Source organism: Micromonospora sp. NPDC005087 (assembly GCF_042872965.1).
Classification (GTDB): domain Bacteria; phylum Actinomycetota; class Actinomycetes; order Mycobacteriales; family Micromonosporaceae; genus Micromonospora.
The window spans coordinates 250,754-274,421 of the sequence record NZ_JBIALB010000002.1 but is presented as its reverse complement, the minus strand read 5'-3'; the positions used below and the strand labels follow the sequence as shown (position 1 = coordinate 274,421).

The following is a 23,668-nucleotide window of genomic DNA, read 5'->3' as shown; positions in this document are numbered from 1 at the left end:
GTCTCAGAAGCGCCGGGCGAGCCGCCGACCCCGCCAGCGCCGCAGCAGCGACAGCACCGGCAGGCCCACCACGAGCGCCAGGATGAACCCCATGGCGAGCAGCCAGAACGGCAGTGGCCCGTAGTCGGGTCGGCCGGTTTCGCGTACCGCGCCGTCGATCGCCAGGTCGGCGGCGACCGTCAGCTCGGTGATGCCCTCCGGGGTGCGGAAGAGCACCTCCGGCGCCGGTGCGCCCCGGCGCAGCACCACGAGTTCCACCCGATCCGTGCCCGGCTCGTGATACGGACCCCAGGCGATGTCGTGGTCCTCTGGCCGGTCCACCGCCTCCGGGCCGGGCACACCGACCAGCGCGACCGCCTCGTCCGCCGAGCGCCAGCCGAGCAGTTGGACGAACGTACGGGAGCGCAGCGGCGGGAACGGCGCCCCGGCCCGCGGTGCGTCGTCGACGGTGGACCGGACGGCCAGCGTCCAGGTACGCGGGTAGCCGGGCACCGGGCAGTCGGTACAGGTGGACCGGTCCAGGACCGCCACCGCACGCCCGTCCGGCAGCCAGGACCCGGCCCCGCCGAGCCGCCCGCCGTGCAGCGGCAGTTTCCGGTACGGCTCGGCGACGCCGTCCGCGTTGGCGTCGGCGACCCGGGCGAGCCAGACCTCGTCCCGGACCTGGAGGGCCAGTTCACCGCTGTCCGGAGAGAGCGCCGCCGTGCGTCCCGGCGGAATCCAGGCGGTGCCCACCGGGACCCGCAGGACGTCCTTCCCGCGCTCCCGGTCGTAGACCCCGACGTACGGGGTGGTGTAGGTGTTCGGCGGGGTGAAGGCGGCGTCGTCGTCGGCGTAGACGAGTCGCTCGCCATCCGCCGCGAACGCGAGCGGGTAGCCGTCCGTCCGGTCCGGGGTGAACCGCCCGGATGTCAGGTCGAGCAGGGACGCGCCGATCCAGGCGTACCGGCCGTCCGGGGACAGCAGCGCGTCGAAGCCCGGGGTGAGCTGCCCCGCGTCCAGTACCCGGTACCGGTCGGCGTCGGCTGCCAGCACGCCCATCCGGGTCTCGAACCAGTCGGTGCGCACGGCCGGGCCGCCGAAGAGCATCGCCGCCGCGCCGGGTGCCGAGTCCCGCACCGAGGCGGTGCGCAGCGGCGGGTCGACGATTCGGGTGGGCAGGCCAGGGGCATCGGAGTGTGGGGCGGCGGGCGACGGCAGGGCCACCGGGTGCAGCGCGTACCCGGTGCCGAGGAGCAGGACCAGCACGGCCAGCGCGCCGGCGGCGACGGCCCGGCGACGCCGGTGCCGGGTCCGCGCGGAGTCGAAGAGCCCAGCCGGTACGCGCGCGGGCGGAACGTCGTCGGCGAGGCGACGCAGCTCCTCGCTGAGCCGGGCGGTCATCGCGCCACCTCCTGCGGGTTACGGCCAACCAGCTCGGCCAGCTCGGGGGCGAGGACGCGCAGCCGCCCGAGGGCGTGCCGGGTCTGGCTCTTCACGGTGCCGACCCGGCAGCCCAGCAGCACGGCCGTCTCGGTCTCGGTGCGGTCCTCGTAGTAGCGCAGGACCAGGACCGCGCGCTGCCGAACGGTCAGCCGGGCCAACGCCGCTTGGAGCACCAGCCGCAGGTCCGTGTCGTCGCCCGGACCGGCCCGCTCCGGCAGCGCTCCGCCCAACCGCTCCGGCGGGCGGGCCCGGCGCCACCGCCACCAGCTCGCCGCCTGCGTGTAGAGCACCCGGCGCAGGTAGGCGGCCGGGTCGTCGAGCCGTTCCCAACGCACCGCGACCCGGGCCAGCGCCACCTGCACCAGGTCCTCGGCGTGGTGCCGGTCGCTGGTCAGCAGGTACGCGAACCGGGTCAGCCCGGCGGTCTCGGCCCGTACGAAATCGGCGAAGCCGTCCCGGGTGCGGTCCTCAGTCGTCAAACGGATCGCCCTCCTCATCCGGGCAGACGCCGGGCGGGCCCGCCCCGGAGGGAACCGCCATCCACGTTCCTCAGGTCGTCCCGGATTTCGCCCGGGCCGGGCGGGCGGTCAGTCTGTCAACGGGGCGGCGTCGGCGGGGAGCGGGGTGGGCGGCGCGGCGCGACGGCCGGCTCGGGCGCCACCGAGCACCACCACCGCGACCCCGACCAGCAGCAGCGCCATTCCCAACAGCGCGTACGGGCGGGGCAGCTGCCCCAGCCAGACCCAACCGAGCAGCGCCGCGCCGGGCACCTCCAGCAGGATCAGCACGCTGACCGTGGTCGCCGGGATCCGGCGCAGGGCGTAGTTGAACATCGAATGGCCGAGCAGTTGCGCGCCGGCCACCAGGGCCAGGATGGCCAGCCAGGTACGCCCGTCGAAGCCGGTCATCCGGACCCCACCGAGCAGGCAGACCACCAGCAGGATCAGCGCGCAGATCCCGTAGCAGATGGTGGTGTACGTGGTGGTGCTGATGCTGGCCCGGGCCCGCTCACCGAAGGCGGTGTAGACGGCGGCGAACAGGCCACCGGTCAGCGCCAGCAGGTCACCGAGGACGGCCCGCCCGGAGATGCCCACGTCCGCGCCGGTGGCGATCACCGCGCCGCCGACCGCCACCGCGATGCCGATCCAGACCACCGGGGGCAGCCCGCGGCCCTGGGCGCGGGCGATCAGCCCCTGCCAGACCGGCTGGGTGGCGACCAGGGCGGTGGCCGTGGCGACCGAGGTGAGCTGCGCGCTCGGCATCCAGGTCGCGAAGTGCGCGGCCAGCGCGACCCCGGAGAGCACGCAGTACAGCCCCTCCCGCCGGCCCGCCCGACCGGCCAGCGCACGGAACTCGGCGCGACGCCGGGCCAGCGAGAACGGGCTCAGCACGGCCACCGCGAGCAGGTTGCGCCAGAACGCGATGGCCAGCGCGGGAGCGGCGGCGTAGGCGATCAGCGGCGCGGACGACGACACGGCGACCACGGCCAGGCCGACCGCGCCGGTGGTCAGCGGATCCGGGGGCGGGCGGTGTGAGGAAGGGGGCACGGGAAGCAATCCTCACACGCTCGCGGATAACACAGAACGTCAGCACTCCGTTACGATCACGCGGGTCCGCGCCGGCGACCCTCGACCGCCCGGAGGCGCTTCCCCATGCCGACCTACCAGGCGGTGCTGTTCGACTTCTTCGGCACCCTGACCCGTCCGGTCCAGCGCGGCGCCGCCCACCTCGGCACCGCCGAGCTGCTTGGATGCCACACCGACACGTTGACCGAGGTGCTGGACCGCACCTACTACGAGCGGGCCGCCGGCCGGCTCGGCAACGCGGAGGCCACGCTGCGGTGGGTCTGCGCCCAGGCCGGCGTACACCCCAGCGACCATGCGGTGCGCGCGGCCGTGGCCTCCCGGCATCGCGCGGTCCGCGCGGACACCCGGCTGCGGGCCGACGCGGTGCCAGTGCTGGCGGCGCTGCGCCAGCGCGGCCTGTGCACCGGCGTGATCAGCGACTGTACGCACGAACTGCCGGCCTTCCTGCCACAGCTCGCGGTCGCCCCGCTGCTCGACGTGCGGGTCTTCTCGGTGCAGGTCGGACGGTGCAAACCGGATCCGGCCCTCTACCTGACCGCCTGCCGGCGACTCGGGCTCGCGCCGCGCGACTGCCTGTACGTCGGCGACGGCGGCAGCCAGGAGCTGACCGGCGCGGAGCGGGTCGGGATGACCGCGGTCCGGCTCGCCGCGCCCGACCTCGCCGAGCACATGGTCTTCAACGCCGACCGCGACTGGCGCGGCCCGACACTCAGCACATTGCGTGACGTGCTCGACCTCGTCGACGCCGAGGTCATCGGCGTGGCGGTCGGCTGACCGCACCGCGGCGGCGGGTCAGCGGCGGCGGACCCGGTGCAGGCGGAACGGCTTGCGGGTGGCCCGGACCGCCGGGGTCTCCCGGGGCGGTTCGGCCTGCGCGTCGGCCGGCAGGTCGGCGCCGGCCAGCGGGTCACCGGCCGGGGCGAGACGGTTCACCGCGCAGCCCTCGGCGGCCCACCGGGCCACCAGGTCGGCGGTCGGGCCGGACGCGTTCAGCCGCTTACCCGCCACCAGCGCCGCGGTGGTGTCCCATGCCTCGGTGCCCGGTCGCAGCCGGGTCACCCGGGCCGGCCAGGTGACGATCCGGCCGCCGTGGTCACCGCGCAGGGTGACCTGCGCCTCGGCCGCGTCGGCCAGCCCCGGCGCGGCCTGCTCACCCGGCCCGCTGACCACGAACAGCGCGCCCTCCAGCGGGGCGCACCAGAGTGCGAGCGCCGGCCCACCGGCCACGCTGACCCACGCCACCGCAGCCTTCTTCATCGCCTCGTCGAGCAGTGGCGTGCCACGGGGGGCATCCTCGTCCGTCACACCCGCATTGTCCCGCATGAGGACCTCCGCCGGTCAGCCCACGAAGGGCGGCACGGCGATCTCGCCCCGGGCCACCGGCATCACCTGGCCGGCGACCGTCGCGCCGACCACCACGCCGTTCTCCGCGGTGACCGTGCAGGCCAGCGCGGACGGACGGTTCATCTCCACACCCTGGCGCACGGCGTATCGGGACATCCCTTCGCCGGGCAGCAGGCCGCTGGCCACGAGCCAGACACCGAGACCGAGCGCCGCCGAGCCGGTCGCCGGGTCCTCCGGTACGCCGAGGCCGGGAACGAAGACCCGGGCGTGCGCGGTTTGGGTGGTCGGGTCCCAGGAGAAGACGCTGACGTGCGCCACCCCGTACCGCTCCGCCGCCGCCGGGTTCACCCGTGCCCGGGCCACCGACTCCGGCCGCACCGGCAGGTACGGGAACTCCAGCCCGCAGCCGGCGACCCGTGGGGGCGGCCCGACGTGGTCGTCCGGGACCAGCCCGGCGACCTCCAGCAGCGGCTCCGGGTCCAGCTCGGGGCCGAGGGTCGGGCTTCCACCGGTGAGGGTCGCCCCGGACGCGGTCACCTCGATCGGCAGCACGCCGGCGCCGCACTCCTGCATGACCTGCCCCACACCGAACATCCCGCGCCGGCTCGCGGTGACCGCCGCACCGACGCTGGGGTGGCCGGCGAACGGCAACTCCTCCACCGGTGTGAAGATCCGGGCCCGGTATGTGGCGCCGACCTGGGTCGGGGCCAGCACGAACACCGTCTCGGAAAGGTTGAACTCCAGCGCGAGCGCCTGCATCTGCTCCGCGGCCAGCGCCTCCGCGCCGAACACCACGGCCAGCGGGTTGCCGGCGAAAGGGCGGTCGGTGAAGACGTCCACGATCTCGTAGGACAAGGTCGACATGTTGATAAACACTAGGCGCTTAGGCTGGTGCCCGTGAGCACGCCGACCCGGGTCTACATAGCCCGCCTCGCCGGAGTCGCCGTCTTCGATCCGAACGGCGACCAGGTGGGCCGGGTTCGTGACGCGGTGGCCCGGCTGCGGGCGACCAAACGTCCCCCGGAGGTCGTGGGCCTGGTCGCCGAGATGCCGATGCGCCGGCGGATCTTCCTGTCCATCAACCGGATCACGTCCATCGACGCCGACGCGGTCGTGCTCGGCTCCGGCACCCTCAACCTGCGGCGCTTCGAGAAACGCCCGAACGAACTGCTGGTGCTCCAGGAGCTGCTGGACCGGCGGGTGCAGCTCGAACCGGCCGGCCAGCCCGGCGCGGTGGTGGACGTCGCCATGGAATGCTCCCGGGGTGGCGAGTGGTCGCTCACCCGGGTCGCGGTCCGCGAGCACACCGGCCGGCTCACCCGCCGCGGCCACCTGCACCAGGTGGAGTGGGACCGGGTGCGCGGGCTCAGCGGCATCGCCGACAACCGGGGTACGGCGAACCTGCTCGCCGTACTGGAGGACATGCGCCCGGCCGACCTGGCCAACGCCTTGCAGGACCTGCCCGACGCGCGGCGCAACGAGGTCGCGGCGGCACTGGACGACGAGCGGCTGGCCGACGTGCTCAGCGAGTTGCCGGAGCACGACCAGGTGGAGATCCTCGCCGCGCTGGACCGGGAACGGGCCGCGGACGTGCTGGAGGAGATGGACCCGGACGACGCGGCGGACCTGCTCAACGAGCTGCCTCCGCCGGAGCAGGACGTGCTGCTGGACCTGATGGAGCCGGACGAGGCCGACCCGGTGCGCCAGCTCCTCAAGTACACGCCGGGCACGGCGGGCAGCGTGATGACCTCGGAGCCGGTCATCCTGCCGCCGGACGCCACCGTCGCTGAGGCGCTCGCCCGGATCCGGGAGCCCCAGCTCTCCCCCGCGGTCGCCGCGCAGGTCTTCGTGACCCGGGCCCCACAGAACACCCCGACCGGCCGGTACCTGGGCATGGTGCACTTCCAGGCGTTGCTGCGCGAACCCCCGGCCGACCTGCTGGGCAAAGTCGTGGTCAACGACATCGACCCGCTGCGCCCCACCACCCCGCTGCCGGAGATCACCCGCCGGATGGCCACCTACGACCTGGTCGCCATGCCGGTGATCGACCGGAACAACCGGCTGGTCGGCGCCGTGACGGTGGACGACGTGCTGGATCATTCACTGCCCCGGGACTGGCGGGACCGGGACGCCCTGGGCGCCCTGAACTCCCCGGAACCGGCGCCGGATGGCGCGGATGGCTGACCAGCGGCGGGCCGAACGGCTCGACCAGCCACGCGAGCCCCGGGGGATCAAGCTGCCCCGGTTCGACGCGGAGGCGTTCGGCCGGTGGTCCGAGGGCATCGCGCGCGGGATGGGCACCGCCAACTTCATCGTCGTCATGACGGTGGTGATCGCGATCTGGTTCGGCTGGAACACCCTGGCCCCGGCCGATCTGCGCTTCGACCCGTACACCTTCACGTTCCTGACCCTGGTGCTGTCGTTGCAGGCCAGCTATGCGGCGCCGTTGATCCTGCTGGCGCAGAACCGGCAGGCCGACCGGGACCGGGTGGCGCTGGAGGAGGACCGGCGGCGGGCCACCGCGCAGAAGGCGGACACCGAGTACCTGGCCCGGGAGATCGCCGCGCTGCGCATCGCGCTGGGCGAGGTGGCGACCCGGGACTTCCTGCGCTCGGAGCTGGCCCGGCTGGCCGAGGAGCTGGACGAGGCGGGGCAGCGCCGGCAACGGTTGGAGCGCCGCCAGCAGGAGAAGGACAGCCGGCAGGAGAGGCGTGGCCAGCGGCCGACCGATGGCGCCGGGCTGGACGAACCCCGCGACGATCTGGACGGCGACGTCGCCCGCGAAGCCCGGCCGGACGCCACCGGGCCCCGCCCGCAGGACGGCTGACCGAAGGGTTCGATCGGGCCATCGATTCGCTCACACCGTTCCCGGCCAGCGGCCGGAGCGGATGCCCCGCGACGTAGCATTGCGGGCATGTCAGCACCCGTCAGCACCGTCGAGGACGCGATCCAGGCCGCCCTGGCCACCGTCAACGACCCGGAGATCCGCCGGCCGATCACCGAGCTGGGCATGGTCCGCTCCGCCGCGATCGACACCAGCGGCGTCGTACGGGTCGAGTTGCTGCTCACCGTCGCCGGTTGCCCGCTCAAGGACAAGCTGCGCACGGACATCACCGCCGCGGTCGCCGCGGTGCCCGGGGTGACCGGCGTGGAGATCGACTTTGGTGTGATGAGCCCCGAGCAGCGGCAGTCGTTGCAGTCGCAGCTGCGCGGAGGGGGTGCCAGCGAGGAGCCGGTCATCCCGTTCGCCCAGCCCGGCTCGCGGACGCGGGTGTACGCGGTGGCCAGCGGCAAGGGTGGCGTCGGCAAGTCCAGCGTGACAGTCAACCTGGCGGCGGCGCTGGCCGCCCGCGGGCTCTCGGTGGGCGTGGTCGACGCGGACATCTACGGCCACTCGGTGCCCCGGATGTTGGGCGCGGACGGCCGGCCGACCCGCGTCGAGGACATGATCATGCCGCCGCAGTCGCACGGCGTGAAGGTGATCTCGATCGGCATGTTCACCGCCGGCAACGCCGCGGTGGTGTGGCGCGGCCCGATGCTGCACCGGGCGTTGCAGCAGTTCCTGGCCGACGTCTACTGGGGCGACCTGGACGTGCTCCTGCTCGACCTGCCCCCGGGCACCGGCGACGTGGCCATCTCGCTGGCCCAGCTGCTGCCCAACTCGGAGATCCTGGTGGTCACCACCCCGCAGGCCGCCGCCGCTGAGGTGGCGGAGCGGGCCGGTGCGATCGCCCTGCAGACCCACCAGCGGGTCGTCGGCGTCATCGAGAACATGTCCTGGCTGGAGCTGCCGGACGGTTCCCGGATGGAGATCTTCGGTGCCGGCGGCGGTGCGGCGGTCGCCGAGTCGCTGAGCCGGACCATCGGCGCGCAGGTGCCGCTGCTCGGGCAGATCCCGCTGGACACCCGCGTCCGCGAGGCCGGTGACGCCGGTAACCCCATCGTGCTGGCCGAGCCGGAGTCGCCGGCCGCGCAGGCGCTCGGCACGATCGCGGACCGGCTCGCGCTGCGCCGTGAGTCGCTGCTCGGCAAGCCGCTCGGCCTCAAGCCCGCCGGGCGCTGAGCGCCCGGTCCGTCGTTAACCCGCCGGCCGTCCGGCCGGCGGGTGCGGGCCGGTCAGGTGGCGGGCCGGTCTGGTGACGGGCCGGTCAGGTGGCGTCGTCGTAGCTGGCTCGGGGAGCCGGCGCCGACGGGGTGCCGGTGGCCGTGCCGGACCGGGTCTCCTTCGTCCGCGGGTCCGCGGCGTTGGCCACGTCCTTCAGCTCGTTGTGCACGCCGCCGACATCCGCGCGCAGGTTGTCGTAGACGCCCTGCAACGGCTTGCGGATCGCCGCCTCGTCCTCCTCGCTGAGGAGGTGCTTGCGGATGAAGGCCTTCGGGTGCAGATCCTCGAGCTGAATGTCGGTGCCCAGCTCACGACTCAGGTCGCCGGTGGCGTTGCGGGCCATGTTGCGAAGGTTGCGCACCATCCGCAAGCCGTCGGTGATCACGGCGGGCAGCCGGTCACCGAAGATCAGCAGCGCCAGGAGCAGCAGCGCACCGATCTCCCACCAGTTCAGGTTGTCGAGCATCCCGCGGGCCTCCTCTCGGCGTCAGCAGCAAGACTACGCACGTCGGACGGCTTTCGGGCAGGGGGTGACCCGCTGTTCACTTGGCATCCGCGGCGAGGGTGACCGAGGTGTTCTGCCGATCGGCGCCGCGCCGGAACTCGACGGTCACCACCGAGCCGGGCGCGAACTTGCGGACCAGCGCGATCAGGTCTGTCGGCTCGGTCATCGGCCGGCCGTTGAGCTTCAGGATCACGTCTCCGACCCGCAGCCCGGCGCCGGCCGCCGGACCGGACGGCTCCACCGCGGCGAGCCGTACGCCGCCGCTGGCTCCCGCGCCCGGACCGCCGACCTGGGCGCCGATCACCGTACGCCGGGCCTTGCCGGTGCCGATGATGTCCTGGGTCACCCGTTTGGCCTGGTTGATCGGGATAGCGAAGGCGAGACCGATGTTGCCGGCCTCCTGACCGTCGGCGACCAGCGACTTGATGGTGGAGTTCACCCCGACCACCCGTCCGGCCCCATCGACGAGCGGGCCGCCCGAGTTGCCGTGGTTGACCGCCGCGTCGGTCTGGATCGCCGCGTAGTACCGCACCGGACCGCCCGGCTCGCCGGCCTGCATCGTCCGGTCCAGGGCGCTCACGATGCCGGCGGTGACCGTGTTGGCCAGCGAGAGCGGCGAGCCGATGGCGAGCACCGGGTCGCCGACCGCCAACGCGTCGGAGTCGCCGAACTCCACCGGCCGCAGCCCGGTCCGGCTCACCTTGATGACCGCGATGTCCGACTCCGGGTCCTGGCCGACCACGGTCGCGGCCGCGGAGCTGCCGTCGTTGAAGATCACCGAGGCCTTTCCGCTGCCGCCGGCCACCACGTGGTCGTTGGTGATCACGTGCCCGTCGGCGCTGGCGATGAAGCCGGAGCCCTCACTCGTCCCGCCGAGACTGCTCACCCGCACGGTGACCACGCTGGGCAGGACCCGTTCGGCCACCCCGGCCAGCGACTCCGGCTTGCGCTGGGCCAACGCCGGCGGCTGCGCCGGCTCGGCGCCGAGCACCGTCCCGCCGGCCCCGCCACGTACGGCGAACGCGTAACCCAGCGCGCCGCCGAGGGTGCCGGCGAGCAGCGCGGTGATCACCGGGATGAGCAGCAGGTGGCGCAGCGTCGGCCGGCCCGGCGCATCGGGGTCGGTGACCGGCTCTGGCTCGGTGCCCGCCGCCACCACCCCGGGCACCATCACGGCGGCCGGCGCCGCCGGATCCCGCCACGGATCAGCGAGCGCGTCGGACCACCAGGGCGACGTGCCGGCGGCGCCGGGCCCACCCGGCGCCGCGGTCGACGCCGGCCAGGTGGTCGGCGGCGCGGTCGACGCCGGCCAGGTGGTCGGCGGCGCGCTCGACGCCGGTGGGCTCCCGGCCGTCGACGCCCCGTCGGCCGCGGGCACGCTGCCGGCCCCCGGCGCTACCGGCGACCCCGCCGACGGGGCCTCTGCCCCGGGCGGTCGTGCCGGAGCCGGAGTTTCACCGCCCCGGCGCCAGTCCCAGCCGTCGGTCACGTCGGTGCCTCCCAGTCCGTCCCCGGATCCCGCGCCGCGTCGTCCGGCCACCGACCGGCGCGGTCGCGGCTGACGGGATACCGCCTCCAGGATTGCACGGATGCGCGCGGTGGAGTCAGCGGTTGCCTCCGGTGATCGCGGGGGACGGAGGCGCGGCTGCGCCACGCGACGGTCGCCTCTACGCTCACAGTGCCAACCCGCCCCCGCACCACGCACCGCCCCCGGAGGTGCCCCATCGCCACGGTCGCCGGTTCCGGCAGTTCGACGACCCAGGCTCAGCAGTTCGCCGAGTCGTACGTCACCGAGGATCTCGTCCTGCGCACCGCGCGCAGCCTGGCCCACGAGGTGGGCCTCGACGCGGTCACCCCCGGCGCCGGAGCGGCGCTACGACTGCTGGCCGCGGCCGGCAACGCCCGCGCGGTGGTGGAGATCGGCACCGGCACCGGGGTGAGCGGTCTCTGGCTGCTCCGCGGCATGCGCGCCGACGGCGTACTCACCACCATCGACGTGGAGGTGGAGCACCAGCGGATCGCCCGGCGGATCTTCAGCGAGGCCGGCTTCGCCGCCGGCCGCACACGGATCATCACCGGTCGCGCCCTCGACGTGCTGCCCCGGCTCGCCGACGGGGCGTACGACCTGGTCTTCGTGGACGCCGAGGCGACCGGCTTCCACGCCTGCGTGGAAGCCGCGCTGCGGCTGCTGCGACCGGGCGGCGTGCTCGCGCTCAACGGCATGCTGGCCGGCGGCCGGATCGGTGACCCGGCCGCCCGGGACGCGGAGACCGTGACAGTCCGGGAGACGATCAAGGCGGTGCGGGAGTCCGAGCACTGGATTCCCGCGCTGCTCCCGGTCGGGCACGGGGTGCTCGCCGCGGTGAAGTGCTGACCCCGGTCAGTCGACGCTGGCCAGCCACCGCAGGAGCGAGCGGACACCCCACCCGGTCGCGCCGCGGCTGACTTCGGCGTGGTCGCTGTCCGCCCAGGACGGGGCCGACATGTCCAGGTGCAGCCAGCGATCCCGCAGCTCGCCGGTGAACTCGCGCAGGTAGAGCGCGGCCACCACCGACCCGGCACCCTGGGTCGGAGCGCTGTACAGGTCGGCGATGTCGCTGCCCAGGTACTCGACGTAGTCGGTGTGCAGCGGCATCCTCCAGGCAGCCTCGCCGGCCGCCTCGCCCGCGGTGAGCACATCGGCGGCCAGCCGGTCGTTCTCGCTGTAGAGGGCGGCGGTCCGCTTGCCCAACGCCACGGCGTTGGCCCCGGTGAGGGTGGCCAGGTCGAGCAGCAGGTCCGGCGCGAGCTGCCGCACCGCGTACGCCAGCGCGTCGGCGAGGACCAGCCGGCCCTCCGCGTCGGAGTTGGTCGTCTCGCTGGTCGTCCCGCCGTAGTGCCGGACGATGTCGCCGGGGCGGAACGCCGAGCCGCTGACCATGTTCTCGGCCAGCGGGGCCAGCGCGGTGACCCGGACCGGCAACCGCAGCGTCGCGGCGCCGAGGGTGGCGGCGACGACCGCGGCCGCGCCGGCCATGTCCTTGCGCATCAGCTTCATCGCTGGCACCGGCTTGATCGAGATCCCGCCGGTGTCGAAGGTGATGCCCTTGCCGATCAGCACCACATGGGTACGCGCGCCGGCAGGGTTCCAGTCGAGCTCGACCAGGCGGGGGCCGCTGGCCGAGCCGCCGCCCACGGCGAGGATCCCGCCGAAGCCCTCGGCAGCCAGCTCATCCGGCCCACGGACCCGTAGACGCAGGTCCGGCAGGTCGGCCGCGGCGGAGGTCACCTGGTCGGCGAACCACTGCGGGTTCTTCACGGAGGAGGGCGTGTTGGTCAGGTCGCGGGCGAGTCGGGTCATCGCGGCGGTGGTCCGAGCCGTGGCGATGGCGGCCTCGTGCGCGGCCGGGTCGGCGAGCAGCAGGTCGACGCCGGCGAGCGCGGGCGGGTTACCCGCCTCGGTCAGCCGGAACCGGTACGAGGCGAGCAGCAGCCCCTCGGTCAACCCGCGGACTGCGGCCGGTGTCACCTCCGCGGGAAGCGCGAGAGTGATATGCGTCTCATCTACGGCGGCGCGGGCCAGGGCCGCGCCGGCGGTCCGCCAGGCCGCCTCGTCGCCGTCGCCGATGCCGAGCAGCAGCAGCCGGCCGGGGGTACGACCGGGGCGCAGATGGGTGCGGATCTCGCCGGCCCGGCCGGTCAGCCGGGCGACCGGCGCCAGCGCGGCGGCCTCCTCGGCGGTGCCGTCCGGCAGTGCGACGGCGGTGGGCGCCGGTACGGCGGAGGCGTCGCCATCCGCTGCCTGGTCGGCGGGACGGACGGGCAGGACAAGGACGTCGAGCCGGTCAGGCTCGGCGATCAGACGGATGGCGAGCACGCGGAACCGCACCTCCAGGAAAGTGTCGCGGAGCGGAGCCGGACCCGTTTCTCCGCACAGATGAAGACCCTGAGCCACCGGCGATGCCGGTGGCTCAGGGACCGAGGAAGGTTCCAGGCGGCGTACGCCGCCCGGATCAATCCTCACTCAGCCGGCGGCCGCCTTCAACGCGTCACCGAGCGCGTTGGCCTCGTCGGGAGTCATCTCGACGACGAGCCGGCCACCGCCCTCCAGCGGGACCCGCATGACGATGCCCCGGCCCTCCTTGGTGACTTCCAGCGGACCGTCGCCCGTCCGCGGCTTCATCGCCGCCATGTTGTCTCCCCTCAGACCTACACCAGGGTCGGTGGGTTGCCCCACAGCCACTTCGTCACGACCACCCGCAACGGTCGCGGGGGTGTCGACCAACGATTTTCCCTGATGAACACCGCCGGACCCAAACCGGAGCAGCATTGATGTAACAGCATCTAGCTTATCTTGAGAAGGCCTGTCACAATGTGCGGTCATGCAGGCACGGTCGGCACTCTTCGACCTGTACGGCGACCACCTCCGGCCGAGGGGTGGCCGCGCACCGGTCGCCGCCCTGGTCAAGCTACTGGCACCGTTGGGAATCGCGCCGCCGGCAGTGCGCACCGCCGTCTCCCGGATGGTGCGTCAGGGCTGGCTCGACCCACTCCGACTGGCGTCCGGACCGGGATATTCGATCACACCGAAAGCCGCCCGGCGACTGGACGAGGCGGCAGCCCGGATCTACCGGACCGGCCGGGTCAGCTGGGACGGGCGGTTCGATCTGCTTGTGCTGGAGGCGCCCGGCTCCCGCCGGGACCGGCAGCGGCTCGCCGCCAACCTCAGCTTCCTGGGCTACGGCACGCTGGATGAGCAGACCTGGGTGGCCACCCGGCCCGCCGAGGACGTCGACCTGCTGCTCGCCGAGGCCGGTGTCCGATTCGAGCGGTTCACCGCCTCGCACTTCGCCGGCACACCCGGCGCGATGGGCGTGGTCCGCCGGGCCTGGAACCTGAGCGAGATCGGCCGCGCCTACGAACGGTTCGTCGCGGACCAGCGCCCGCTGCTCGCCGCGGTCACCGCACGCAGCAGCGAGGAGGAGGCGTACGCGGCCCGGTTCCGGCTCGTGCACGCGTGGCGTACCTTCCTGTTCCGGGACCCGCAGCTGCCCCCGGCGCTGCTGCCCGAACGCTGGCCCGGCACCGCCGCGGCCAGTTTCTTCGACCGGCACGCGGCCCGCCTGCGTCCGGCCGCCGACCGGTACGTCGAGCAGTGCCTCGACGCCGGCAACCGCATCGTCCGACAGAAGGGTCGTTAGACACGTGACCGAACCGTTGCTGGTCGACCGGACCGACGCCGTCGTCACCCTCACGCTGAACCGGCCGAACGCGATGAACGCCCTCGACGTGGCGCTCAAGGAGGCCCTGCGGGACACCCTCGCGGAGCTGGAGACCGACCGGTCCTGTCGGGCGGTCGTGCTGGCGGGCGCGGGTGGGTCGTTCAGCGCCGGTCAGGACCTGCGCGAGCACGTGTCGACGCTGGAGGGCGCCGCGGGTAACCCGCTGGACACCGTACGGGCGCACTACAACCCGATCGCCGCCCGGCTGGCCAACCTGCCCAAGCCGGTGGTGGCCGCGGTCCGTGGGATGGCCGCCGGGGCGGGCGCGTCGCTGGCCTTCCTCGCCGACATCCGGATCGGTGGCCCGGCCACGAGCTTTCTGATGGCCTTCGCCAGGGTCGGCCTCGCCGCCGACACCGGCGCCTCCTGGACGCTGCCGCGACTGGTCGGGCACGCCAAGGCGGTGGAGCTGCTGATGCTGGCCGAGCCGGTACGCGCCGAGGAGGCCAGCCGGCTGGGGCTGCTCAACCGGCTGGTCGACGACGACGAGCAGGTGCTGCCGACCGCGCAGGAGCTGGCCGCACGCCTCGCCGCCGGCCCCACCGTCGCGTACGGGGCGATCAAGCGGCAGCTCTCCATCGCCGACGCCGGCACCCTCGCCGACGCGCTGGCCGCCGAGGCGCAGGCACAGGCGATCTGCGGCGCCACCGCCGATCACCGGGCGGCCACCCTGGCCTTCGTCGCGAAGCAGAAGCCGGTCTTCGAAGGACACTGACCGCGGCAGCCCGACGGGGCCTTCTAGTCGTCCTCTTCCGGGTCCTGGTTGGCCTCCGCGCCCAGCACGAACGCCTGCATGGCCAGCTCGTCGCCGGAGGGTGACACGAAGGCGGGCAGCTCACGCGGCCCCAGCTCCTGCACGTATGACCAGAAGAGCCGGACCGCCTCGGCCGGTGTGCCGGCCTCGATCGGCAAATCGAGGCTGACCAGCCAGGTGCGCCGCGCCGGGGGCGGGCCGAGCCGGTCGGCGAGCGCCCGGAAGGCCGCCGGATCCAGCGCGGTGACGGGCCCGTCGAGCGTCAGCCGGTCGGCCGGCACCGGCTCGTCGAATGCCCTCCGGGTGTACGCCACGACGAGCGCTCCGGGCTCGACCGGGGACTGCGGATCGTCCGGGTCCTCCCGGTGCCGTTGCGCCGGCGCGGTGACCCGGCCGAGCGCCACCAGCCGGGGCGGCGTGTCGGTCAGCACCGCCACCCGGTCACCGGGGCCCGGCCGGCTGACGCCCGTCAGCCCGGTCAGCTCCAGCGTGTCGTGGTGCACGAGCCGCTCGGCCTCGTACCGCTCGGCGGGCAGCAGCACCGCCCAGGTGCCCGTCCCGTCAGCGTGCCCGGCCTCGCCGGCCCGGTGGGCGGTCTCGGTCGTCATGCTGCCATCCCATCACGCCGCGGGTGGGAGCGTGACGTGGCAGCCGACGATGTGATCGTCGACCATGCCGGTGGCCTGCATGAGCGCGTACGCGGTGGTCGGGCCGACGAACCGGAAGCCGCGCTTCTTGAGCGCCTTGGCCATCGCTGTCGACTCGGGGGTGATCGCCGCGAGCTCGGCGAACGAGGCGGGGCGGACCGGCCGGTGCGCCGGGGCGAAGGACCAGAGCAGCGCGGACAGCCCGTCGGGCAGGTCGAGCGCGGCGCGGGCGTTGGCGATCGCCGCCTCGATCTTGGCTCGGTTGCGGACGATGCCGGCGTCGGCGAGCAGCCGGGTCACGTCGGCGTCGCCGTAGCCGGCGACGGTCGGGATCCGGAACTCGTCGAAGGCCAGCCGGAACGCCGGGCGCTTGCGCAGGATGGTCAGCCAGGACAGGCCGGACTGGAACGCCTCCAGGGTCATCCGCTCGTAGAGCGCGTCGTCGCCGTGCAGCGGCCGCCCCCACTCGGTGTCGTGGTAGACGGCGTAGTCGGGGGTGCTCGCCCCCCAGGCGCAGCGTGGCAGCCCGTCGGCGCCGATCACCAGGTCAGTCACCTCGTACACGCTAGGCCATCGGGCCGACAGCCCATCGCCGCCGGCCGGCGGTGTCCGGCGGCCGCCGCGAGCATGGTCAGGGCAGCCGGCCCTGCTCGACCAGACGGGCGAACCTCTTCAGCGCCTGGGTGAGGCCGACCTTGGAGCCGGGCCAGAGCACCGGCCACGCCAGCCGACCGGCCGGGCCACCCGGCAGGTGGAACCACTCGTGCCAGACCACCTGGGTGCGGGCCCGGTCCATCTGGGTGCAGCGCAGCACACCCGGGCCGCGCAGCAGCCGGCCGCAGTGCACCACGCCGATCTCGTACGGCTCGTCGACCCGGACCACCCGCATCTCGTCGCGCAGCACCACCGGGCCGAGCGCGGTCACCGCCTCGATCAGGCTGCCCTCACGGCCGTCGCCCTCGACCACCCGCAGTCGGGTGAAGGGGATCCAGTCGGACTGACGTTCCCAGGCGAGCAGCGCGGTGAAGACCCGTTCCGCCGGGGCGTTCACGATCACCGTTGCGGTCACCTCGCCGGCGCCGGGTTGGGCGGCCTCGCGAAGATCGTCGGCGCCCGGGTCGGTCACGCCGACTCCGACCGGACCACCGCGCCGTGCTGTCCGGCGCCATCGGCCGGCTCACCGTCGGTCGGCTCGTCATCCGCTGGCGCGACGGCCGGGGCCACGCCGTCGGAGTCTGCCGGGGAGGAACTGGCAGCGGGCAGCGGGCCGGCGGCGCCGGAGTTGGCGTCGTCGCCCGGCCGCGGACCCTGAGGAGCCGCCGCATCCTCGTTCGTCGCCGCGGTGGCGGACTGCTCACGGGCCTGGCGCAGCGCGTCCGCGTCGGCGGTGCGTCCCGCACGCAACGCGGTGACCTCCGCCTCCAGCACGCCGATCAGCTCGGACTTGTAGCCGATGTCGTAGGCGGCGCGGCGCATCGCGTGATCGACCTGGGCCATCCGGTACCCGCGCAGCCCGGTGTCGAAACGGACCGCGCCCACATCGGATTCGCGCAACGGCCGGGTGACCGGCAACGACACGGCCTGCGAGTCCGGTTCGGCGGGCGCCAGGCCCGGATCACGACCGGTGACCAGCACCGTCACGCCGAATACCACCGCCGCGACGGTCAACGCCACGACCAGGAAGAGCAGAAGCTGACCCATGCACTGATCGTGGCATGGCGACCGGCCGTGAGCGAGCCCACCACCCACCCCGATCACGATCATCGCCGACGCCGCCGGGCGTCCTGGCCGGCTGACCGGCTAGCGTCGGGACCGGCCGACGCGGCGGCGACGGTGCGGACTCTCAGGAGGCGGGCATGGCCGGGGCGCTTCGGCTGGGTGGGCGGACGTTCGCCCCCGGCGAGCTGGTGGTGATGGCGATCGTCAACCGCACGCCGGACTCGTTCTTCGACCGGGGCGCCACCTTCGCCGCCGACAGCGCGCTGCGCGCGGTCGAACGGGCCGTGGACGAGGGCGCGGCGATCATCGACATCGGCGGGGTGAAGGCCGGCCCCGGCGCCGAGGTGGACGTCGCCGAGGAGATCCGGCGCACGGTGGACACCATCGCCGCCGTCCGGGCCGCGTTTCCGGAGGTGGTCATCTCCATCGACACCTGGCGCGCCGAGGTGGCGGTGGAGGCCGTGGCGGCCGGCGCGGACCTGCTCAACGACACCTGGTCGGGCGCCGACCCGGCGCTCGCCCAGGTGGCCGCGCAGACCGGCGCCGGCCTGGTCTGCTCGCACGCCGGCGGGCTGGTCCCGCGAACCCGGCCGCACCGGGCCGCCTTCGACGACGTGGTCGCCGACGTGGTCGCGACGGTGACCGGCCTCGCCGAGCGCGCGGTGGCGGCGGGGGTACGCCCGGACGGAATCCTGATCGACCCGGCACACGACTTCGGTAAGAACACCCGGCACTCCCTGGAGATCACCCGCCGGCTGGATGAGTTGACCGGGACCGGCTGGCCGCTGCTGGTGGCGCTCTCCAACAAGGACTTCATTGGCGAGACCCTGGACCTGCCGGTGGCCGAACGGTTGGAGGGGACGCTCGCCGCGACGGCGATCTCCGCCTGGCTGGGTGCCCGGGTCTTCCGGGCCCACCAGGTCGCGCCCACCCGCCGGGTGCTGGACATGGTGGCCTCGATCCGCGGCGACCGGCCGCCAGCGGTGACCCGCCGGGGCCTGGCCTGACCGCTCGCCCGGCAACCGGCCGCGAACGGCCGGACGGACCGGCACGATCGCCGGAGGCCCGGGCGGTCAGGTCCAGCGCAGGATGTTCCTACGCCAGGCATAGAGGATGCCCAGCGCGAGCACCGCGACGAACACCGCCATCTCCACCACCGTGACCAGGCCGAAGCCCGGCCGGTCGAAGACGACCGCCCAGGGGAAGAGGAACACCGCCTCGACCGCGAAGAGGACGTAGAGGTAGGCGTAGACGTAGTAGCGGATCTGCATCTGCGCCCAGTCCGCGCCGACCGGGTCGAGCCCGCACTCGTAGCTGGTCCGCTTGCCGTGCGGCTCGGCCGGTCGGGCGGGACGTAACACCCGGTTGGCCGAGAATGCCGTAACGAAGAACAGGACGCTGGCGAGCAGCAAGAGCCCGAGCGTCGCGTACGAGCCCAGGTAACCGGTCACGTCCGGGAGCCTACCGCCCGCCCGAAAGGGCCGTCCCGAACACGTTACGGACTTGTTTCCGAATGGGACTAGTGCTCGAAGGCAACTGTTACCGAATACTGGACCCCCACCCATGTCACCGGAGGACAGATGGCCAGCGCGCAGGTTCCGCCCGGCTCCCGGGCCGCGGGGCGGCGTCCCGCGCCCCTGCTGGCGACCTCGCTCGCGCTCGGCCTGCTCGCGGCGCTCGCCGTGGCACCGGCCTGGGCCAGCGCGGCGACGCCGGACGCCAGCCCGGTCGCGGTGGTGAGCGATCCGGTGACCGAGCCCGAGCCCGTCCCCGAGACCACCCCGGCGGAGGAGCCCACCCCGACCGAAGAGCCCGGCGGCGATCCCCTGCCCACCGAGACGGCCCCGGAGACCACCGCACCGCCATCGGAGACGACGCCACCGGCCCCGCAGACCACCGCGCCGGACGTGACACCGGCGCCGACCACCGCCGCGCCCGCGCCGGGCAGCACCACCCGCCCACCCACGCCCGGACCACCGGCGCCCCCCGCGCCGTCAGCGCCCCCGGTCCGTCCGCCGGCACCGGGCCCGGACGCGCCGCCGCCGAACCCACTCGGCGTGCGGGTCACCACCGAGGACGTCACCCTCACGGGCGGGTACTGGAACGCCGCCAGCACCGCCACCACGCTGCGGGTCACGGTGACGAACACCGGCACCACCGCCCAGCGGATCCGACTCTCGTACACCCTGCCCGCCGGGCTGACCGACGCCGGGACGAAGGGCTGCACCGCCACCGGTGGTGGCGCGTACCGCTGCGGGGCCTGGACGGCCGAGGCGGGCGCTCGGTTCAGCAGCCTGCTCCGGCTGCGGGTCGCCGGCACCGCCTGGAAGCAGATGCCACTCAGCGGGTCCGTGCGGGTCACCGCGAGCGCGCCGGGAATCACCGGCGAGGCGGCCGACGTCCAGGGCTTCGCGGTGCTCTTCCCACCGGGCCCGCCGGTGCCCGGGATCTCGCTGGCCGCCGACGAGGTGAGCTTCGACATCAGCGGCGCGGCGAGCACCCTCGCGGTCCGGCTGGGCAACACCGGAACGGTGGACGCGGCCGGCCGGGTCGAGGTGGTCCTTCCGCCCGGGGTGAGCGTGCCGGCCCCACCGGCGGGCTGCGTGGCGATCGACCCGACCCGCACCCGGTGCGACACCGGCCCGGTGCCGGCGGGCAGGACCGCCGATCTGCGGCTGCCGCTGGAGGCGACCGCGCAGGCCCAGCAGGAGGCGCCGCTGTCCGGCGCGGTGATCGGGCAACTCGACCCGCGTAGCGGCCCGACCCGACAGGTGCAGATGAGTTTCCGGATCACCGCGGCCGCCGCGCTGGCCACCCCGGTGGTCTCCCCGCCCGCGCCCACCGGCTCGCAGGGCGTGCTCCCCGCCGGGGGTTCGGCCGACGACGGCGGGATGACCTCGGTGCAGCGCACCGCGATCACCCTGATCGTGATCTCCGCGTCGCTGGTGGTGCTGGCCCTCACGCTGGCCACCACCTCGCTGCGTCGCCGGCTCACCGACCCGACCACGGCCCGCACCGACTGACCGGCCACACCACGTGTCCGGCATGCGGCGAGGGTCGCTGGCGGGACGGCGACGGTGATCTGAATTACGGCGGGCTGCGCGAAACGCCGCAATACGGCGTAATCCTCAACCGGATCCGGTCCCAGTCGGCGGACCTCCGGGGAAGGTCGGGGGTCTGTTCGACGTAGGCTCTCAGGTGAGGAACGACAGCGGACCGGACCAGCCTGGAGCGGTGCGGTGCAGCGTTGCGTCAAGGAGGTCCCGTGACCGGGCAAGGCGAGGTCACCATCATGTTCAGCCGCCCGCGCGACCGCGCGCAGCGAAGCGAGGTGCAGGCGTGACCAAGCAGATCCGTCAACTCGACCGGGTGGTCATCCGGTTCGCCGGTGACTCCGGCGACGGCATGCAGCTGACCGGCGACCGGTTCACCTCGGAGACGGCGCAGCTCGGCAACGACATCTCCACACTGCCCAACTTCCCCGCCGAGATCCGGGCGCCCGCCGGCACCCTGCCCGGCGTGTCGAGCTTCCAGGTGCACTTCGCCGACTACGACATCCTCACCCCGGGCGACGCGCCCAACGTGCTGGTGGCGATGAACCCGGCGGCGCTCAAGGCCAACCTGGCCGACCTGCCCCGCGGCGCGGACATCATCGTCAACATCGACGAGTTCACCAAGCGCAACCTCGCCAAGGTCGGCTACCAGGCCAGCCCACTGGACGACGACTCGCTGGCCGGCTATGTCGTGCACCCGGTGGCGCTGACCTCGATGACCGTCGGCGCCCTGGCCGCGTACGACGTGTCCAAGAAGGACGCCGAGCGGTCGAAGAACATGTTCGCCCTCGGCCTGCTCTCCTGGATGTACTCCAGGCCCTACGAGTCGACGCTGCGCTTCCTGGAGCGTAAGTTCGCCGCCCGTCCCGAGCTGGTCGCGGCGAACGTGGCCGCCTTCAAGGCCGGCTGGAACTTCGGCGAGACCACCGAGGACTTCGCGGTCCGCTACGAGGTCAAGCCGGCGAAGATGCAGCCGGGCACCTACCGCAACATCACCGGCAACGCGGCGCTCTCGCTGGGTCTGGTCGCCGCCGGAGTCCGCTCCGGGCTGCCGGTCTTCCTCGGCGCGTACCCGATCACGCCAGCGTCGGACATCCTCCACGAGCTGAGCAAGCACAAGCGCTTCGGCGTGCTCACCATGCAGGCGGAGGACGAGATCGCCGCGGTCGGGGCGGCGCTGGGCGCGTCGTACGGCGGGTCGCTCGGGGTGACCACCACCAGTGGCCCCGGTGTGGCGCTCAAGAGCGAGACGATCTCCCTCGCGGTGGCGCTGGAGCTGCCGCTGGTGATCGTGGACGTGCAGCGCGCCGGCCCGTCGACGGGCATGCCGACCAAGACCGAGCAGGCCGACCTCAACATGGCGCTCTACGGCCGGCACGGCGAGGCACCCGTCGCGGTGATCGCGCCCAGGTCGCCGTCGGACTGCTTCTTCGCCGCGCTGGAGGCGGCCCGGATCGCGCTGACCTACCGCACCCCGGTGATCCTGCTCTCCGACAACTACGTCGCCAACGGCTCGGAGCCGTGGCTGCTGCCCGACGTGGAGTCGCTGCCCGACCTGCGGGTGGAGTTCGCCACCGAGCCCAACGGCGAGGACGGCACCACCTTCCTGCCCTACCTGCGCGACCCAGAGACCCTGGCCCGGCCGTGGGCGATCCCGGGTACGGCGGGCCTGGAGCACCGGATCGGCGGCTTGGAGAAGGCCGACAGGACCGGCGACATCTCCTACGACCCGGCCAACCACGACTTCATGGTCCGCACCCGCGCGGCCCGGATCGAGACGATCCCCGTGCCGGACATCGAGGTGGAGGACCCGGACGGCGACGCCCGCGTGCTGGTGCTCGGCTGGGGCTCGACGTACGGGCCGATCGGTGCGGCGTGCCGCCAGCTCCGCCAGCGTGGCCTGTCCATCGCCCAGGCGCACCTGCGGCACCTCGCCCCGATGCCCGCCAACCTGGCTGAGGTGCTGCGCTCCTACGATCGGGTGGTCATTCCGGAGATGAACCTGGGCCAGCTCGCCCACGTCATCCGGGCCCGCTACCTGGTCGACGCGATCAGCTACAACCAGGTCCGCGGCCTGCCGTTCACGTCCACGGAGCTGGAGACGACGCTGGAAGAGGTGCTGAAGAATGTCTGAGCCCGTCGCCCTCAAGCTGACCGCCAAGGACTTCAAGTCCGACCAGGAGGTCCGCTGGTGCCCCGGCTGCGGTGACTACGCGATCCTGGCGGCCATCCAGCAGTTCATGCCGGAGCTGAACATCCCCCGGGAGCGGACCGTCTTCGTCTCCGGCATCGGCTGCTCGTCCCGCTTCCCGTACTACATGAACACGTACGGGATGCACTCGATCCACGGCCGCGCTCCGGCGATCGCGACCGGCCTCTCGGTGTCCCGGCCCGACCTGTCGGTCTGGGTGGTCACCGGTGACGGTGACGCGCTCTCCATCGGCGGCAACCACCTGATCCACGCGCTGCGGCGCAACGTCAACCTCAAGATCCTGCTGTTCAACAACCGGATCTACGGGCTGACCAAGGGGCAGTACTCGCCCACCTCCGAGGTCGGGAAGATCACCAAGTCGACCCCGGCCGGTTCGGCGGACGCCCCGTTCAACCCGCTCTCCCTCGCGCTCGGCGCGGAGGCCAGCTTCGTCGGCCGGACCATCGACTCGGACCGCAAGCATCTGCAGTCGGTGTTGCGGGCCGCGGCCGAGCACCAGGGCTCCGCGTTCGTGGAGATCTACCAGAACTGCAACATCTTCAACGACGGGGCGTTCGACCAGCTCAAGGATCCGGCGACCCGGGACGACTACCTGATCCGCCTGGAGCACGGGCAGCCGATCACCTTCGGCGGCGCCGACGGCCGGTTCTGCGTGGTGCACCCGCCGGGCGGGTTCGGCTTGGAGGTCCGGGAGACCAGCTCGGTCCGCCCGGAGGAGATCGTCGTGCACGACGCGACGGTGGCCGACCCGGCGTACGCGTTCGCGCTGTCCCGACTGCCCGGCCTGGACCTGCGCAACACCCCGATCGGAGTGTTCCGCTCGGTGGACCGGCCGTCGTACGACAGCGTGGTGCAGAGCCAGCTCGCCGCCGCCAAGGCGAAGGTCACCGAGACCCCCGAGCAGCAGCTCGCCGGCCTGCTGGGCAGCGGCGACACCTGGACCATCCTCTGACCGGACGTTCCGAGCACGGCCGGGCCGGCGCCGGAACGTCCGCGAGCGTTATACCTCTGAGGCATAGATATGACTCTGAGGTATAACGCTCGTGACTGTGTTGGG

General features: G+C 73.4%; 25 protein-coding genes. 11 read left to right on the top strand and 14 right to left on the bottom strand.

Translation table 11 applies throughout. The features are described 5' to 3' along the window. Positions 1–3: 3 nt before the first annotated feature. The 3 genes from ACFYPS_RS06300 to ACFYPS_RS06290 all read right to left on the bottom strand — a co-directional run bounded on the left by ACFYPS_RS06300 (position 4) and on the right by ACFYPS_RS06290 (position 2,972). Positions 4–1,383, bottom strand: coding sequence for a hypothetical protein (locus ACFYPS_RS06300; protein WP_387323135.1), 1,380 nt, complete (start codon positions 1,381–1,383; stop codon positions 4–6). Next, complete coding sequence (locus ACFYPS_RS06295) at positions 1,380–1,904, bottom strand: SigE family RNA polymerase sigma factor (RefSeq protein ID WP_387323133.1); 525 nt, start codon at positions 1,902–1,904, stop codon at positions 1,380–1,382. The genes ACFYPS_RS06300 and ACFYPS_RS06295 overlap by 4 nt, the downstream gene beginning before the upstream one ends. Positions 1,905–2,012: 108 nt before the next feature. Further along, on the bottom strand, positions 2,013–2,972 hold the full coding sequence (locus ACFYPS_RS06290; protein WP_354964563.1) for a DMT family transporter: 960 nt from the start codon (positions 2,970–2,972) through the stop codon (positions 2,013–2,015). 105 nt (positions 2,973–3,077) lie between these two features. On the opposite strand from ACFYPS_RS06290, the gene ACFYPS_RS06285 reads away from it, so the two are divergent. Next, complete coding sequence (locus ACFYPS_RS06285) at positions 3,078–3,785, top strand: HAD family hydrolase (RefSeq protein WP_387323131.1); 708 nt, start codon at positions 3,078–3,080, stop codon at positions 3,783–3,785. 18 nt (positions 3,786–3,803) lie between these two features. Here the strand turns inward: ACFYPS_RS06285 and ACFYPS_RS06280 are convergent, their stop codons facing one another. Together ACFYPS_RS06280 and ACFYPS_RS06275 are read right to left on the bottom strand one after the other, a co-directional pair. After that, positions 3,804–4,334, bottom strand: a complete 531-nt coding sequence (locus tag ACFYPS_RS06280) for a hypothetical protein (RefSeq protein ID WP_387323129.1) — start codon at positions 4,332–4,334, stop codon at positions 3,804–3,806. A gap of 15 nt (positions 4,335–4,349) precedes the next feature. Next, positions 4,350–5,219: a PhzF family phenazine biosynthesis protein gene (locus tag ACFYPS_RS06275; RefSeq protein ID WP_387323127.1), complete on the bottom strand. Its 870-nt coding sequence runs from the start codon at positions 5,217–5,219 to the stop codon at positions 4,350–4,352. Positions 5,220–5,252: 33 nt separating this feature from the next. Between ACFYPS_RS06275 and ACFYPS_RS06270 the strand changes: the two genes are divergently transcribed. The 3 genes from ACFYPS_RS06270 to ACFYPS_RS06260 all read left to right on the top strand — a co-directional run bounded on the left by ACFYPS_RS06270 (position 5,253) and on the right by ACFYPS_RS06260 (position 8,418). Then, positions 5,253–6,539: a magnesium transporter MgtE N-terminal domain-containing protein gene (locus tag ACFYPS_RS06270; RefSeq protein WP_354964559.1), complete on the top strand. Its 1,287-nt coding sequence runs from the start codon at positions 5,253–5,255 to the stop codon at positions 6,537–6,539. After that, positions 6,532–7,182 carry a DUF1003 domain-containing protein gene (locus ACFYPS_RS06265; protein WP_387323125.1) on the top strand — a complete coding sequence of 217 codons (651 nt, stop codon included), beginning with the start codon at positions 6,532–6,534 and terminating at the stop codon, positions 7,180–7,182. Before ACFYPS_RS06270 ends, ACFYPS_RS06265 begins: the two co-directional genes overlap by 8 nt. A gap of 87 nt (positions 7,183–7,269) precedes the next feature. Beyond that, the gene (locus ACFYPS_RS06260) at positions 7,270–8,418 is read left to right on the top strand and encodes an Mrp/NBP35 family ATP-binding protein (protein WP_354964557.1); all 1,149 of its coding nucleotides are present in this window, start codon (positions 7,270–7,272) and stop codon (positions 8,416–8,418) included. Positions 8,419–8,503: 85 nt separating this feature from the next. Here the strand turns inward: ACFYPS_RS06260 and ACFYPS_RS06255 are convergent, their stop codons facing one another. Next, positions 8,504–8,926, bottom strand: a complete 423-nt coding sequence (locus tag ACFYPS_RS06255; protein WP_387323123.1) for a preprotein translocase subunit TatB — start codon at positions 8,924–8,926, stop codon at positions 8,504–8,506. A 76-nt stretch (positions 8,927–9,002) separates the two neighbouring features. After that, entirely contained in the window at positions 9,003–10,469 is a 1,467-nt protein-coding gene (locus tag ACFYPS_RS06250; protein WP_387323590.1) for a trypsin-like peptidase domain-containing protein, read from the bottom strand. A 300-nt stretch (positions 10,470–10,769) separates the two neighbouring features. Here ACFYPS_RS06250 and ACFYPS_RS06245 point away from each other — a divergent pair, with 300 nt between their 5' ends. Further along, complete coding sequence (locus ACFYPS_RS06245) at positions 10,770–11,339, top strand: O-methyltransferase (protein WP_074319132.1); 570 nt, start codon at positions 10,770–10,772, stop codon at positions 11,337–11,339. Positions 11,340–11,345: 6 nt separating this feature from the next. Here the strand turns inward: ACFYPS_RS06245 and ACFYPS_RS06240 are convergent, their stop codons facing one another. Further along, positions 11,346–12,821, bottom strand: coding sequence for a leucyl aminopeptidase family protein (locus ACFYPS_RS06240; RefSeq protein WP_387323121.1), 1,476 nt, complete (start codon positions 12,819–12,821; stop codon positions 11,346–11,348). 147 nt (positions 12,822–12,968) lie between these two features. Further along, on the bottom strand, positions 12,969–13,136 hold the full coding sequence (locus tag ACFYPS_RS06235) for a DUF3117 domain-containing protein (protein ID WP_007455245.1): 168 nt from the start codon (positions 13,134–13,136) through the stop codon (positions 12,969–12,971). Between the two features lie 190 nt (positions 13,137–13,326). Here ACFYPS_RS06235 and ACFYPS_RS06230 point away from each other — a divergent pair, with 190 nt between their 5' ends. Both ACFYPS_RS06230 and ACFYPS_RS06225 read left to right on the top strand, forming a co-directional pair. After that, positions 13,327–14,145 (top strand): PaaX family transcriptional regulator C-terminal domain-containing protein, encoded by an 819-nt coding sequence (locus ACFYPS_RS06230; RefSeq protein WP_354964553.1) that lies wholly within the window; start codon positions 13,327–13,329, stop codon positions 14,143–14,145. 4 nt (positions 14,146–14,149) lie between these two features. Beyond that, on the top strand, positions 14,150–14,941 hold the full coding sequence (locus tag ACFYPS_RS06225) for an enoyl-CoA hydratase-related protein (RefSeq protein ID WP_387323119.1): 792 nt from the start codon (positions 14,150–14,152) through the stop codon (positions 14,939–14,941). Between the two features lie 23 nt (positions 14,942–14,964). Here the strand turns inward: ACFYPS_RS06225 and ACFYPS_RS06220 are convergent, their stop codons facing one another. The 4 genes from ACFYPS_RS06220 to ACFYPS_RS06205 form a co-directional block, all read right to left on the bottom strand. After that, positions 14,965–15,588 carry a hypothetical protein gene (locus tag ACFYPS_RS06220; RefSeq protein ID WP_354964551.1) on the bottom strand — a complete coding sequence of 208 codons (624 nt, stop codon included), beginning with the start codon at positions 15,586–15,588 and terminating at the stop codon, positions 14,965–14,967. 12 nt (positions 15,589–15,600) lie between these two features. Beyond that, entirely contained in the window at positions 15,601–16,182 is a 582-nt protein-coding gene (locus ACFYPS_RS06215) for a DNA-3-methyladenine glycosylase I (RefSeq protein WP_387323117.1), read from the bottom strand. Positions 16,183–16,258: 76 nt separating this feature from the next. Continuing rightward, positions 16,259–16,753: an SRPBCC family protein gene (locus tag ACFYPS_RS06210; RefSeq protein ID WP_354964549.1), complete on the bottom strand. Its 495-nt coding sequence runs from the start codon at positions 16,751–16,753 to the stop codon at positions 16,259–16,261. Next, positions 16,750–17,328, bottom strand: coding sequence for a DivIVA domain-containing protein (locus ACFYPS_RS06205; RefSeq protein WP_387323115.1), 579 nt, complete (start codon positions 17,326–17,328; stop codon positions 16,750–16,752). Before ACFYPS_RS06205 ends, ACFYPS_RS06210 begins: the two co-directional genes overlap by 4 nt. 155 nt (positions 17,329–17,483) lie before the next feature. Between ACFYPS_RS06205 and folP the strand changes: the two genes are divergently transcribed. After that, positions 17,484–18,353: a dihydropteroate synthase gene (folP, locus tag ACFYPS_RS06200; protein WP_354964547.1), complete on the top strand. Its 870-nt coding sequence runs from the start codon at positions 17,484–17,486 to the stop codon at positions 18,351–18,353. 66 nt (positions 18,354–18,419) lie between these two features. On the opposite strand, the gene ndhC is transcribed toward folP, so the two are convergent. Beyond that, the gene (gene ndhC, locus ACFYPS_RS06195) at positions 18,420–18,797 is read right to left on the bottom strand and encodes an NADH-quinone oxidoreductase subunit A (protein WP_074316464.1); all 378 of its coding nucleotides are present in this window, start codon (positions 18,795–18,797) and stop codon (positions 18,420–18,422) included. Between the two features lie 129 nt (positions 18,798–18,926). Here ndhC and ACFYPS_RS06190 point away from each other — a divergent pair, with 129 nt between their 5' ends. The 3 genes from ACFYPS_RS06190 to ACFYPS_RS06180 all read left to right on the top strand — a co-directional run bounded on the left by ACFYPS_RS06190 (position 18,927) and on the right by ACFYPS_RS06180 (position 23,563). Then, the gene (locus tag ACFYPS_RS06190; protein ID WP_354964546.1) at positions 18,927–20,369 is read left to right on the top strand and encodes a hypothetical protein; all 1,443 of its coding nucleotides are present in this window, start codon (positions 18,927–18,929) and stop codon (positions 20,367–20,369) included. Between the two features lie 316 nt (positions 20,370–20,685). Continuing rightward, a complete protein-coding gene (locus tag ACFYPS_RS06185; RefSeq protein WP_387323112.1) occupies positions 20,686–22,533 on the top strand; it encodes a 2-oxoacid:acceptor oxidoreductase subunit alpha in 1,848 nt (615 codons plus the stop codon). Beyond that, on the top strand, positions 22,526–23,563 hold the full coding sequence (locus ACFYPS_RS06180; RefSeq protein ID WP_354964544.1) for a 2-oxoacid:ferredoxin oxidoreductase subunit beta: 1,038 nt from the start codon (positions 22,526–22,528) through the stop codon (positions 23,561–23,563). Before ACFYPS_RS06185 ends, ACFYPS_RS06180 begins: the two co-directional genes overlap by 8 nt. The last annotated feature ends 105 nt before the right edge of the window (positions 23,564–23,668 follow it).